Annotated in this window: 11 protein-coding genes; all 11 read right to left on the bottom strand. The window is 51.8% G+C overall.

Annotated features, from left to right (window positions below; all coding sequences use genetic code 11):
• Positions 1-7: 7 nt before the first annotated feature.
• Positions 8-2,005, bottom strand: a complete 1,998-nt coding sequence (locus tag PJE062_RS04020; RefSeq protein WP_008546252.1) for a type VI secretion system contractile sheath domain-containing protein — start codon at positions 2,003-2,005, stop codon at positions 8-10.
• A complete protein-coding gene (locus PJE062_RS04015; protein ID WP_008547162.1) occupies positions 1,998-2,885 on the bottom strand; it encodes an ion transporter in 888 nt (295 codons plus the stop codon). Before PJE062_RS04015 ends, PJE062_RS04020 begins: the two co-directional genes overlap by 8 nt.
• A gap of 130 nt (positions 2,886-3,015) precedes the next feature.
• The gene (gene tssH / locus PJE062_RS04010) at positions 3,016-5,697 is read right to left on the bottom strand and encodes a type VI secretion system ATPase TssH (RefSeq protein ID WP_008547131.1); all 2,682 of its coding nucleotides are present in this window, start codon (positions 5,695-5,697) and stop codon (positions 3,016-3,018) included.
• A gap of 8 nt (positions 5,698-5,705) precedes the next feature.
• Positions 5,706-6,872, bottom strand: a complete 1,167-nt coding sequence (gene tssG, locus PJE062_RS04005; RefSeq protein WP_008546470.1) for a type VI secretion system baseplate subunit TssG — start codon at positions 6,870-6,872, stop codon at positions 5,706-5,708.
• Complete coding sequence (gene tssF / locus PJE062_RS04000; RefSeq protein ID WP_008546297.1) at positions 6,869-8,746, bottom strand: type VI secretion system baseplate subunit TssF; 1,878 nt, start codon at positions 8,744-8,746, stop codon at positions 6,869-6,871. The genes tssG and tssF overlap by 4 nt, the downstream gene beginning before the upstream one ends.
• A 1-nt stretch (position 8,747) precedes the next feature.
• A complete protein-coding gene (gene tssE, locus PJE062_RS03995) occupies positions 8,748-9,254 on the bottom strand; it encodes a type VI secretion system baseplate subunit TssE (RefSeq protein ID WP_008547231.1) in 507 nt (168 codons plus the stop codon).
• Complete coding sequence (locus PJE062_RS03990; RefSeq protein WP_008546690.1) at positions 9,247-10,098, bottom strand: type VI secretion system accessory protein TagJ; 852 nt, start codon at positions 10,096-10,098, stop codon at positions 9,247-9,249. The genes tssE and PJE062_RS03990 overlap by 8 nt, the downstream gene beginning before the upstream one ends.
• A gap of 85 nt (positions 10,099-10,183) precedes the next feature.
• Positions 10,184-10,714, bottom strand: a complete 531-nt coding sequence (locus PJE062_RS03985; RefSeq protein WP_008546218.1) for a type VI secretion system tube protein Hcp — start codon at positions 10,712-10,714, stop codon at positions 10,184-10,186.
• Between the two features lie 133 nt (positions 10,715-10,847).
• Complete coding sequence (gene tssC / locus PJE062_RS03980; RefSeq protein WP_008546363.1) at positions 10,848-12,353, bottom strand: type VI secretion system contractile sheath large subunit; 1,506 nt, start codon at positions 12,351-12,353, stop codon at positions 10,848-10,850.
• A complete protein-coding gene (tssB, locus tag PJE062_RS03975; protein ID WP_037035899.1) occupies positions 12,346-12,879 on the bottom strand; it encodes a type VI secretion system contractile sheath small subunit in 534 nt (177 codons plus the stop codon). Before tssB ends, tssC begins: the two co-directional genes overlap by 8 nt.
• A gap of 42 nt (positions 12,880-12,921) precedes the next feature.
• Entirely contained in the window at positions 12,922-13,968 is a 1,047-nt protein-coding gene (gene tssA / locus PJE062_RS03970) for a type VI secretion system protein TssA (RefSeq protein WP_008546940.1), read from the bottom strand.
• Positions 13,969-13,996: the final 28 nt, after the last annotated feature.

Below are 13,996 nucleotides of genomic sequence, written 5' to 3'. Positions count from 1 at the left end.
TTTATAGTTATAGGTCGGCAAGCAGCGCTTCGAGCTCTGGGTCCATACCTTCTTCGTCTGCCTCGTCTTCATCATCTGCAGAAAGATCAGCCAACAGGTTGTCCAGCTCAGATGTGTCATGGGCAGGTTCAGGTGGAGCAGCTGCTGCTGCAGGTTTTGGTGCAGGAGCTGGAGCTGCTTCTTCGACGTCTTCGTCCTCGTCGTCTGCAGCCGCAGGTTCTGTAACTTGAGGTTCTGGTGTTTCTGTTTCGATCCTGAAGACGGTTTCCGGGGTCTTCTTAGGATCCACGATGGTTTCAACAACCACAGCACCCTTCGTTGCCTGAATGGCAGGGTTATAGCCGTCGCCGCCAGCAATGCTGACGCGGGCACCAGCACTTGCGCTCGGGGTTTCTGCTGCTTTGGAAACCGCAATCTGATCACACCAGCGACCGGAAACAATATCTCCGGCAAGGCCGCTTAGAGAGGCAATCCGGACTTCCGGCTGTCCCTTCATGGAAACAATCGGCATGAACCGCTGTCGCATCAAAGGTTCAACGCTGCGGTGACTGATCATGCGGTCCGTACACGGCAGGGCGACTTGATCGCCGTATTGGTCATGCACGTAATGGAACGGCATATCGTTGATCGTCAGGATCGAACCTGGCCGCATGCCGCCACCATTGGTCTCGTAGTCTTTTGCGAGCACAAGGCCAACCAATGCTGCCGGGTTGCCCCACAACATGGCTTTCAGGCCAATTTTCTCGTCAAACTCTTCAAAATCGAATGCATCAATCGGATCGGTTTTCGCTCCATAGGGCATCCGAAGCATGAAGCGTGGCAAGCTCAGACCAATGTAATTGCTCTCTGGCATAGCCTTAAGACTCTGCCACGTCTTTTCGGTAATCTTAGGAAGCTCATCAAATTTTCTGTTTGCGTTGTTGCGATCCAGAGAAGTCAGGAATGGTGCGTGAGCATGCGCACAGATCTTGGATATGCGGCCAAGAAGCTCTGCATGCGGTGGTGTCATGTCGAAGGTGTAAAGGCCCACGATAGCACTTGGCGTGCCAACCCCTTCATCCTGCAGCGCATTTTCTACGAACAGACGATACAGACCTGTTTCTTCCAGCTTGTTGGTTGCGCTCAGGTCACGAGCAAAATCTTCCGCAGAAATGTCGTAGAGCGTGATCTTCAAGGATGTGGAAGTCTCAATCCGGCGTGACAACATATCAATGACCCGCCAGACACTCTCCAGTGCCTGAAAATCCGCATTTTGCAGGATCTTGCGAAGGGTTGTCGTCATCACTTCCTCAACGATCTCAAGATAATCGTCGAGTTGCGGATTGTCGGCAGGCTTGATGTAAGGCGAGACCATCTTTCCAATAAGCTCAGAAAGATCGTCTGCTTCTTCATGCTCTTCGACAGGCCGGTCGATCAGAGCTGAGAAGTCACTCAGTTTCTTGTCAACGGCAATCACAGAACCACGTGAATTTCTCTGAGAAACAGGCTTCTCGCCTTTGTTTTCCAACCATTCATCAATGGTTGCAGCTGCACCGCTGAAGGTGCCAGGGTTTTTCAGAGAAGACCGCAGTGCCTTCAATTCATCGAAGATTTCAAACTCCTCGATGATCTCATCGGGATGGAAGTCTTCAATGCAGCGTGGCTCAAACCGGATGACCTTGTCGTCACCGGCAAGATCCAGTTCGATGTTGATCTTGAAACGGGCAGGGAGATCTTCAGCCGTATCAACATCAACATTATGGCCTTTGAGCACAGCAAGCTCATCTGCCGTGTAAAGCGCCATCCGATTGGCACGGCCTGAGAAATCGCCGATGACCGCCAGATGGAAGGGGCTCTCTAGAGTAATGTCCAGCTTCGGCGCTTCACAGTCGATTTCGCCAAAATCTGGTTCAAACACGCTGGCAGAAGCACTCTCGGCACTTCCACCTTCGGCAGGGGCGTCACTTTCCTCGATGATGTCGTTAAGCAGCGAGTCAAGGTCATCGTCTTTTTCAGCGTCACTCATCACGATCTCTCTTGTTATTTTCTATTTGTTCTTCAAGACGTTCGAGGGTTTTGATCACTTGCAGCTGTGCAGCCTCCAGCTGGTGGGCAATCGCGCGGTTTTCTGCGGAAACGAGGAGGCGAAGACGTTCAACATCTTCACTGTGTTCTTCCTGATAGATGCCCTGCATGGAGCTGACGATCAGACCGATGAAAAGGTTGAGCACTGCAAAGGCTGTCAGGAAGATGAAGGGTATGAACAGGGCCCAGGCGTACGGGTAGATCTTCATCACCGGTCGCACGATCCCCATGGACCAGCTCTCCAGCGTCATGATCTGGAAGAGCGAGTAGAGGGACCGGCCAATATCGCCAAACCAATCCGGGAAACTTGCCCCAAACAAGCCCGTCGCCATCACGGCAAACACATAATAAATCAGCGCCAGCACGATCATCACGGAGAACATACCGGGCAGAGCGTCAAGCAGCGCCTGCATCACCTGCCGGTATTGCGGCAGGAAGGAAAGCACGCGCATGGCCCGCATGACACGAAGGGCACGCAATACGCTCAGGTAGCCGGATTGTGGGAGGAGCGAGAAACTGACAACCGAAATGTCGAAAATGTTCCACCAGCTTTTGAAGAAGCGAACGCCAAAAGCCATGATCTTCAGGACAAACTCCAGAATGAAGAGCCCGATGATCACGTCATCAAAGATCACCTGACCATCACCAGTGATCCGGCGCACGGAGGGGGACGTTGCCAAGCCAAGACTGATGGCATTGACAATAATCAGGAAGAGAAAAGTGTACTGAAATGCATCAGAACGAACAATACGGCGCAGAGTGAGGCGCCACGCAGGAATGCGCGTCGACCGTCTCCTTGCCGATTGCTTGACTTTCTGCATCGTTGGACTCCTCGTCACTTGGAAAAGTAGTTCCGACGTGTTTTGTTTCAGTTAGTTTCTGTGGTAAAAAAACTGATAAGCCTATGTTCCTATTTTTCTTTTAGGTTTATTAGGTTGTCAGGTCAGGCTCTCACTTCTTCTTATGCTTATCCTTTTTCGCCACAGGTGACTTCTTGAACTTGTAGTCAAAGGCATCACCATCTGTATGCACTTTGAGCTCTGTGATCTTCTTGTCTTCGCTCATGTTCTTGAGGAACTCGGTGCTGATATCAGGCAGCAGCGTGTTGGTCAGGATCGCATCAATCATGCGGCCACCACTCTCAATCTCAGCACACCTGCTTTCAATCAGCTTCACAACAGAGTCATCCCAGGTGAACTTCACATTGTGGTTCTCAAGAATACGATCACCAATGCGGCCAAGCTGCAGGTTGATGATCTTATGAATAACTGGTGAGCTGAGTGGGTAGTAAGGCACAGTCACAAGACGACCGAGCAAGGCGGCTGGGAAGGCCTTGAGAAGCGGAGGTCTCAAAGCCTTGGCAATGCCATCCGGATCCGGCACCAGATCTTCGTCAGCACACATATCCAGTATGAGATCACTGCCCACGTTCGCGGTGAGAAGGATCAGCGTGTTCTTGAAGTTGATCTTCCGCCCTTCACCATCTTCCATCATACCTTTATCAAAGACCTGGAAGAACAGCTCGTGCACATCTGGGTGGGCCTTCTCAACCTCATCAAGCAGCACGATGCTATAAGGTCTGCGGCGCACAGCTTCTGTCAGAACGCCGCCTTCACCGTAACCCACATAACCCGGAGGTGAGCCCTTCAGAGTCGAAACAGTATGGCTCTCCTGAAACTCACTCATGTTGATTGTAATGAGGTTCTGTTCTCCGCCATAAAGCGTCTCGGCAAGGGCCAGAGCGGTTTCAGTCTTACCGACACCACTTGGACCCACAAGCAGGAAAACACCGATTGGGCGGCTTGGATTATCCAGATTGGCGCGGGAGGTCTTCACACGGCGTGCAATTACTTCCATCGCATGGTCCTGACCAATAATCCGCTTGCGCAGAATATCGCTCAGATGGAGGACGGTGTTGATTTCATTGGAAACCATTCGGCCTGTTGGAATGCCAGTCCAGTCAGAAACAATGGTGGCAACCGCCTGAGCGTCTACCTCTGGCAAAATGAGCGGATGCTCGCCTTGAAGCTCCGTCAGCTCTTCTAGTTTCTCGTCGAGCTCTTTCTTAACTGGCGCTGTATCGGCATTCTCATCGCCATTGGTTTGGCGGAATACCTCACGTAGTTTCAGAATGTCCCCAACGAGCGTTTGCTCTTTGATCCACTCAGCTTCTAGACCTTCGCGTTCTTTCTCAAGTTCGGTCAGTTTCTTTTTAACGTCGGTGAGCTTCTCACCTACATCAAAACCAGATTGAGACTCGCGTTCCAGAATGTCTCGCTCTGTCTCCACCATCACTTGCCGCTTTCGGCAATCATCCACTGCTGCCGGTGTGGCGTGTTGGGAAAGGGCAACGCGGGCACAGGCCGTATCAATCAAACTGATTGCTTTGTCGGGCAATTGCCGAGCTGGAATAAAGCGCATGGAAAGGTGAACTGCAGCTTCCAATGCTTCATCAAGGATCTGCACCTGATGGTGCTTTTCAAGCATTGCTGCTACTCCACGCATAATGGCAACGGCTTTATCCGGATCTGGCTCTTCAACCAGAATGTTCTGGAACCGGCGAGCAAGAGCTGGGTCTTTCTCAATATGCTTCTTGTATTCTGACCATGTGGTCGCCGCGATCGTCCGCAACTCACCACGAGCCAAAGCCGGTTTCAGCAGGTTCGCGGCATCACCGGTACCAGCGGCGCCACCAGCACCAATCAGTGTATGGGCTTCGTCGATGAACAGAATAATCGGCTGTACAGAGGAGCGAACCGCATCCAAAATCTTGCGCATACGATCTTCAAACTCACCTTTAACACCAGCACCGGCCTGAAGCAGACCCACATCCAGCAGCAGAACACGAACGTCTTTGATGGACGGTGGCACATCGCCCTCTGCAATGCGGATCGCCAGACCTTCAACAACAGCAGTTTTACCAACACCGGCTTCACCCGTCAGGATAGGGTTGTTCTGGCGGCGGCGCATCAGCGTATCAATGATCTGCCGGATTTCTTCTTCGCGGCCAATAACAGGATCCAGCTGGCCTTCTTTTGCCTTGGCAGTCACATCCGTGCAGTAAGCATCAAGGGCTTCATCTGCAGTCTTTAATCCAGGAGCTGCAGCATGTTGCTCACCTGCATCCAGTTGCGTACCATCCTTGGCTTTACCTTCCTCAGGAGAGCCTTCCGTAATCTTCTTGTAACGGGCTGCTGTATCGTCTGCAGATATGTTCTCAAACAACCGAGAGATGCCAAACAGGGTGTTGCGCAGACCTGGGGTCTTGAGAATGCCAATCAGGAGATAGCCACTGCGGATGGCGTTGTCGCCAAACATCAGCGTGGCATAAACCCAGCCACGTTCAACCGCTTCCTCCACGTGTTGGGATAGGTCGCTAACGGAACTTGCACCGCGCGGGAGTTTGTCTAAAGCTTTGGTGAGATCCGACGCAAGCCGTGCCTCATCGATACCCGCATCGCGAATGATACGGTGTAAATCTGAATCCTGCGCACTCAGCAGCTGCTGGAACCAATGTTCCAACTCCACATAAGGATTGCCGCGCATCTTACAAAAAGTCGTAGCGCTGTCGATTGCCTGATAACAGGTCGGATTTAATTTACCGAAGAGGGACGCTCGTTTGATATCACTCATGGGAACTCCTAGGCAGCCTTCGCACTACCGTTGCTATGAACAGACGCTTTTTTTGATTTTTCAGTAACTTGACGGGGGCGCAAATTGAGATCTCGAACCGGGCCGCCCTGTTTCTTGGGCGAGAGCCACGTGGTCCAACCAAGTTTTCCGTATTGACCCAGACGAGTTGTAGGCACCTGGTTGCGTTTCAGCACCAAAGCCACATCCCATTCCAGCTCATCACCACAATAAGCACGAACAGCAGAAAGCAGCCGCGGCATGGAAATGCCATCAGGTAGCAAACCCTCATAATCGCGCAGAGAAAGCGGTCCAAATGCAACGCGGAACTTGGTGTCGCTGGACCAGACACGACCACCCAAAGCTGCACCAACTCCAAGAAGGCCAGCGTTGCGGAAACCATTGAGCGCAGTCACCTGCTTTTTGGGCAGATAAAGCCACTCACCAATAAACTCTTCAAGCTCAACGGGGAGGTTGAAGTAACAGCTGAGGATGGCCAGCAAGCCATCTGCTCCGCGTGTTTGCAGCGCTAGCCGACCCGCAAAATGGTACTTCACCACGTCTGGTAGATCATCTCTGTGCCGGAACTCTGTCGGCCCAAAGCCAGCCAATGCACCGGTATAGATTGAATACCGATCCTGCTCAGGTCGATCAAAGCTGAAAGCAGGTTCACCGGTGATCGCAGCCCGATAAAACAGGCTGAGAATACGATGATGGAATACATCCGCGAACGCCCGCATGGTCGTATCGCGGTGCTGATGCTCTCGCTTAAACGCATATTCGGTCAGATGCAGGGGCATCGGTCCATTAGGACCAAAGAGACCGAGGAAACGGCTGGTCATTCGACTTGGATTAGTGCCGACGCCCTGCTTGAAAGCTGTGATCGTCGAAGCTTCAAACTGCAAATGCGGCTCATGAGAGAACCGGACAGGATCATCCTGACATCGGCGGGATGTCCCGATGCGGGGCTTGTCTGGATTAGCACATTCAATAAGCCGGACCAGAGGCAAAAACTCGTAGTCGAGAAAGTCTTTCTCGGCCGAACGCAAACGCCCCCTCCAGCGCGCTTCCTGTGTTGGAGGCTGCTGTGTAACCGCAGGGACCTTGTTTGCACCATTGGAAGGTGTTGGTTTTGGCGGCGGACCTATGGAAGGAGGAGGTGTCTGGGAACCGGTCATAGCCTATGACGCCTCCCAATCTGACATGGCCAACGCATCACTTCACCACGAACGCTCGATCTCACCACGGTTTCCGTGAAGCTGTTGATCGATACGTAACGCGCGAAGAACTCGTTGAGCACTGCTCCCAAGAGAAACACACCCGTGCCTTCAAACGCGGCTTCATCGAGCGTAATGTTCAGCTCCAGACCACGGGCAACAGAAGAGAGGCCACGCCCAGGGAGACGACGCACTGCTCGGGTAGATTTGATAGATCGAACACCATCTATCTGCTGCGTCGTAGAGGTATCTCCCAGCGGCGCATAAAGATGCAGAATGGAACGCAGGGCCTGCGCGCCATCGGTATCGTTGTTATCCGCTATACTGAGATAGTTCAGTGACAAATGGTTGATGAACCGCCATGCAGTTTCGCCAAAGATGTTGGAGGGGCGAGGGCGACTTGGTCCGTCAATACACTTCACCGCGTTGACTGGACCACCTTCCGGCAGAGAAAAGTCAGACTTGCCCGCACCAATCGGCATCATCAACGGCAAGTCGCGGTTAGTGCAAAGAGCGCGAATGCCCAGCTGATTGAGTGACAGATTATAGGGAGCATCTTTCGCATCCACGAGGCTGATGAAGATCTCGGTGCCCAGATAGTTACTGCGACCACCAGTAATCTTCCGCTTTGCCGTCGCCAAGCGTTGTTTTCGATGAACTGTGTAGTAGGCGCTCTCACTGCGAATATCCTGAGAACTTGAGAGGCTGTAAAATGGCTTGAAGATCTGCGGTGCATCACCCTGAGAGCTGTAGCCTTCCACTTCCTCCAACTGATAGATCTCATAATCCAGCGGCTTGGAGCGATCCGGCACCACATGGTGATCGCTTCGTCTGTCGTTTATGTGCAAGCGATCCAGTCGCGTCGAGAACAAATTGATGGCTGGCGTACAAAACAACGCAATATTAGCGCGATCAACGGCGCGCTCCAGATCCCTGTCAACCCGATTGAAGAGCAGGAAAACATCCATCTCATCGGTTTCACATTGGCGAACAGCTGGTTGCAAATTTGTCAGTTCAGCAAACAGGAACCTATGAGGGAAAGCAAAGTATTCCTGCAGCAAACGATACCCGCTGAAGGATTGAGGGCCGTAGGGGAGCAGAGCATCCTCATCGCCATAACCGCGCGTGTTCACGATCTCAGAGGGGAGATTGATTTCCCATGGCGTCGGCAGGCTTGTCGGGCGAATGGCAACGCCCGCACAGTTACCGATAATCTGCTCGTACAGCTTCACCGGCTGTGAACCGCCACCTCGCAAATAGAGAGGGAGCTCATCCAACGCCAACTCGTTGAAGGGAATATTGCCAACGGTTTTCAGCCGTATGCGAAGTCCAGCCTTTGCACCGTTGCGAACTTCAACCTTCTGTGCAGCCAGTTCACTTGGGCTTGCAAGATAGTCGACAGCTTCTACGCTAACGGGCCATAAGGTCGTGTCATGAGCAGTCTTGTAGGTACAAGGTGTCGCTCCGCGTGCACTTTTCCGGCTGCGCAATTGAGTTCCGCGAGGAACCAGATAGCCTTCCTTCAGTGAGCCCTGTGTCATGTCCGGCTCAAGGCTGGCAATCAGCATGGACGGCACGGGCGCCAGAAAATGCGGATACACCATCTCCAAAAGATGCTGCGTAAACTGAGGGAACTGAGCATCCAGCTTGTACTGAACACGCGCAGTCAGAAACGCAAAACCCTCAAGCAATCGCTCTACATAAGGGTCTGCGCAGTCAAAGCCACTCAGCCCGAGGCGACCTGCAACCTTGGGATATGCCTCTGCAAATTCTGAGGCACTTTCGCGTATATGCTGTAATTCTCTGTTGTAATAAGGAAGCAGCCAAGGCTTCATGTCAGGAACCTCGCTGGCGCGGTTTAGCTATCTGCACTGCATGCACATCAAGATCGAACTCAGTGCGCAGATACAAAGCTTGTGGCAAAGGTTGAGACCACAGCTGCCCTTCAATCTGAAAATCCAGACGGTTGGAACGACGTGGCTTATTCGGTTCAACGATGGAAACCAGCAGACTTTCTTCTATAACGCGAGGCTCGAAGTTGACGATGGCCTCGTGCAGAATGTCTTCAATTTCCTCAGCGCTTTTGGTTGTCATTGCACCAAGGTCTGGAATTCCAAAGTTTAAGACGGAGGACTGAACTTCAGGGTAAGGTGTCAGATCGATGTCTGAGCCAAGCCGCGTTGTGTTAAAAAGCCACTCCAAATCACGCTGAATGGAATACCGAAGATTAACCGAGCTGGTGACGCGGGCTTCACGGGGCTCTACCTGCTGAAACGGGTTATCATCTGTTAGACGGTCCAGCAAAGACGGGACCAACCGATCAGCAAGTGGCCGTTCAGCCATGGCCGCCCTCCGTTGAAGTAGTAGTATCGCCGCTACCCACGACAGGACCAATGTCCTTGTGAACGTCTACTTGAGTGTCGAAGTTGATTGAACGGACCTCAAGAAGGGGGATTTCGGATGTCTCATGCGCAAACATGCGCTGCCCAATCGGTCTGTCTCCGTTCCAGGCGGTAAGGCGAGAAAGTTTCAGATTGGCATCATCGGAATGCACTGTTTCAACATAACGTGTTGGAATGAAACCATTTGCAGGTCCGCCGTTCACCCACAGGAGATTGACTGGTGTCCAGCACATATCTCTCAGGTCACGTGGCTCAGGAATTCGGATGGATTTGATGGCAGAGTAAGGAACCCAATAATAAGCATTGCTCATCATGAGCTCTAAAACCGGCCCCAAACGGGGATCGGCGTCAGCAAGCCATTCAAACTTCTCGCCATTGATTGTTCCAGAGATCGCTTCTGCTTCCTCAAAAGCCTGATCACGAAGCTCTACGGCAGCTTGTTCGTTCTTTTCAACGTCAAACTTCAGCGCCTGGATAAGAAAGGAAAGCCACTCTTTGGGTTCACCAAACAGAAGAGGGGTCTTTACGCCTGAAAAGACTTCCTCACGCAGTTGCTCCATATCGAGCAAGCGAGAATAAGTCTCCACCATCGGAATGGCGCTATCATCAAACTGTCGAATGATTGGAAGTTGTTTCTTGGCCTTCAACCAGTCTCCATTCACACAATAGAGCTGGAAGAGGAGGATACGCTCTTTGACGTCCTCAGGATTTTTTCGCACTTGCTCCTGAGTGATTTCGAGTGCTTCTTTCAGGTTACCTGTGGCTAGATGTTCCTTCGCAGGCATACGGGATCACTCCGGACTAGGGCGCATTGAAAGTTTGCCGGGGGAGCCCCGGCAAACACACAAGGGGGGAAGAAAAATACTCGGTTTATTTGACGACCAAATCGCGAGTATTCTTGATGCGGCTCCACTTTTCGGTAAGTGTTTTGCCCATCGCACCAGTGGTATCCATCATGGTGTAATCAATCTGAACTGCACCATATTCCATCTGGATGGATTCTTTACATTCTTCGTCGTTGCCTTCCCAGCTGATTTCTTTGATAGCAACCAGCTTCATGGTGAAGGTGAGGAAGATCACACCCGCCTTACCGGATGCACCACCTGAGCGGCGTAGTAAGAGCGTCACTGTTTCGTAAATACCGCCGTTACAACAAGCAAGGAAGAGGCCTGGTGAACCACGGTCACTCTTCTTTTCAATCTGGAACTCTTTAAACTTCACGCGGCCGGCACCAGAACCGCCACGCATGGAACCGATGTCCATGGTGTTTTCAGCACCCATGCTGAAAGTCGCGATTTCGAAGGCTTTTTTCGCTGCCATTTCATCATCTTGTGTTTCGCCTTCAATGGCGATAGCACCGGCACCGGGCCCCTCGAAGATTACATATGCATCAATTGCCATGACGCTTGCTCCACTTTAGGTTTCTTTTTTGTTGTGGCACTAAACGGCTTGCCGCATGAGGCGTAGTGCCGATGAACAGCGTTTTGGATGGGTACTTTGAAAAACGCTGTCGTCCTTCTCGCCAGCCTAGGACTTAGCCTCCCTTGGCTGACGGAAGTTTTGAAACCAGTCGCAAGGACACAGTCAGTCCTTCCAGCTGGTAATGCGGACGCAGGAAGAACTTCGCGCTGTAGTAGCCTGGGTTTGAATCGTCTGCTTCAACGACTACTTCAGCCGAGGCCAAGGGTTTTTCTGCCTTGGTCTGTTCACTTGAACCAGCAGGATCGCCATCTACGTAACGCATGATCCAATCCTGAAGCCAGTTCTGCAAATCCTGACGTTCTTTGAACGAGCCAATCTTGTCCCGAACAATACATTTTAGATAGTGAGCGAACCGACAACTTGCAAATAAGTAAGGTAACCTAGCTGCAAGGTTGGCGTTTGCTGTCGCATCCGGGTCTGTATACTCTGCAGGTTTCTGCAAAGACTGTGCTCCAATAAAGGCAGCCAGATCCGAATTCTTGCGGTGTAACAATGGCATCATGCCATTCTTTGCAAGCTCTGCTTCGCGCCGGTCGGTGATCGCAATCTCGGTCGGACACTTCATGTCCACGCCGCCATCATCCGTTGGGAAGGTGTGAGCAGGTAGTCCTTCAACAGCACCACCAGATTCAACACCGCGGATACGGGAACACCAACCGTACATCTTGAAGGATCGGGTGATGTTGGTCGCCATCGCAAACGCTGAGTTGGACCAGACGTATTTCTTTGAATCGGCACCTGAGGTGTCTTCTTCAAAGTCGAACTCTTCCACCGGCTCCGTGTTTGGACCATAAGGCAAACGAGCCAGGAAGCGCGGCATTGCAAGGCCAATATAGCGAGAGTCTTCGGCTTCGCGCAGAGACCGCCATGCTGCATATTCTGGTGTCTGGAAGATTTTGGTGAGATCGCGAGGGTTGGAAAGTTCTTGCCAGGATTCCATCTGGAAGAGAGTAGGGCTGGCACCCGCAATGAAGGGAGCATGTGCCGCCGCAGCAATCTCAGCCATCTCATTGAGAAGAGCTACATCCGGTGGGGTGTGATCGAAGTAATAATCACCGATCAGCACGCCATAGGGTTCGCCACCAAACTGGCCATATTCTTCTTCGTAGATCTTCTTGAAGACCGGGCTCTGATCCCAAGCAGTACCCTTATACTTCTTCAGGGTTTTGCTGAGGTCTTTCTTGGAGATGTTCATCACTCGGATCTTCAGCATCTCGTCGGTTTCAGTGTTGTTGACGAGATAATGCAGACCACGCCACGTACCTTCCAGACTCTGGAAATCTTCGTGGTGGAGGATCTGCTGCATCTGCTCAGAGAGTTTCTTGTCTATCTCAGCAACGATTGCCTCAATCGACTTAAGCGTATCATCCGAAATCAGTGTCGTGTTTGCCAAAGCCTGTTCGGCCAGTGTTGCCACTGCACCTTCTACGGCTTCTTTTGCACTGTCTGATTTTGGCTTGAATTCTTGTTTGAGAAGAGATTCAAAGTTATTGGGATCAATAGCTTCAACCTGCGCCTCTTCGGCTTCGACTTCCGGTTGTTTTTCAGCTTCAGCCATTATTCTCGTCCTTCTCTTCAGCAGCAGCATCACCTTCCTTCGGTGCAGCAGCTAGTGTTTGCAAAAGGGCAGGATCATTCAAAACCTTGCCGATCAATTCCTCGGCGCCGGACTTGCCGTCCATGTAGGTCATCAGGTTTGCGAGCTGGGTGCGGGCTTCTAGCAGGGTGCGCAGGGCATCAACCTTGCGGGCAACCGCTGCAGGCGAGAAATCGTCCATGCTCTCGAATGTCAGATCAACGCTGAGGTTGCCTTCACCTGTAAGTGTGTTGGGAACACGGAACGCAACACGCGGCTTCATAGACTTCATGCGTTCATCAAAATTGTCGACGTCAATTTCGAGAGCTTTTCGATCTCCTACAGGAGGAAGCGGATCCTCTGGCTTACCTGAGAGGTCAGCCATAACGCCAGCTACAAATGGAAGCTGGATTGTTTTTTCCGCGCCATACAGTTCAACATCGTATTCAATCTGAACTCGAGGGGCTCTGTTCCTCGCTATAAATTTCTGACTACTTTGTTTTGCCATGTGATCGTGTTCCCGGTACTTTTGTTCTTATTCGGACCTGGGTTAGTCGATTGAACCGTGTTCGTCATCGTCCTCGGGGCGTGACCCTCGGATATTCAAAACTTGTGCCTCCCCATCAGGAGCGAGGTCCTTGATGATGGAATAGAAGTCGAGATCAACGAGACGTCGGGCCCGACCCAGTAGAAGAGGAACCGGACTTGAAGGTTCACTACGCTTGTAATACGCACAAACTTCATCAAGAGCCCTTAACACGTCAGTTCGGTTTATAACTGTTCCGGTAAAACTTGCGCTTTTCTTGCCGGAACGGGCTTTAACTACGCCTTCTTCCTCAGAGGAATCCTCTTCCTCTTCTTCATCTTCCTCCTCTTCCAACTCCAAGGCTGGAGCCAATAAAAACTGGGCCTGCCGCAGTTCGCGAAGCAGATCATCAAGGATCAGGCCACCATGTTGGGCAAAGAAGTCGCGAACGTGCTCGGATGTTTTGATCGCGGTTTCGATTGCATTAACGACCTCTGCAATGTTTTCGCGATCTGTCTCCCTGAGGGCTGCATCGTAGGAAGCGATGTCTGGTCGGTCGCGACCTTCAGGCAGTTCTGCCTCACCGCGGGCGATAGCAATCTCGTTGAGAGACCATGCTCCGAAGATGCGCGACTGCACCAGGGCAGTGTTTCGGAGCAAGGTGAGGGTAGTGCGTCTGTCATTGAGAGCGGACAAGACATTTGCACGCATGATTGGGTCATGCCCCTCAGCCGGATCCAGTTCCGGGTGCAGAGTATCCCAGAAGGTGTCCAGCATTTGTGCAATGAATTCCAGGCCTTTGGCGAAACCTGGAAAGCCTTCAATTGCAATCAGTGCTTGTGCATGGATTATGGCAACCCGAAGATCATAGGTTCTTGTGAGAAGCTGCGTTGAAAGTCGTAGAGCTTCCTTCCAGTCGGGTTCTTCACCCTTGATAATGGCTTCCCCGATCTGGTGATCTTGGGTGCCACTGGCAGCAGTTTCCATCGTCAGGAAGTCAGGATCGTATTCAAGATCCGGCCCGCAAGGTGCGTTCTCCTCAATAGGTTGAAGGGAAGCCGTTGGATCCATTCGAAATCTATCCCGCTCTGCTACTGCT

It is taken from the genome of Pseudovibrio sp. JE062 (genome assembly GCF_000156235.1).
Taxonomy (GTDB): domain Bacteria; phylum Pseudomonadota; class Alphaproteobacteria; order Rhizobiales; family Stappiaceae; genus Pseudovibrio.
Note: the sequence above shows the minus strand (reverse complement) of the source record. Positions and strands in the feature narration are given on the sequence as shown.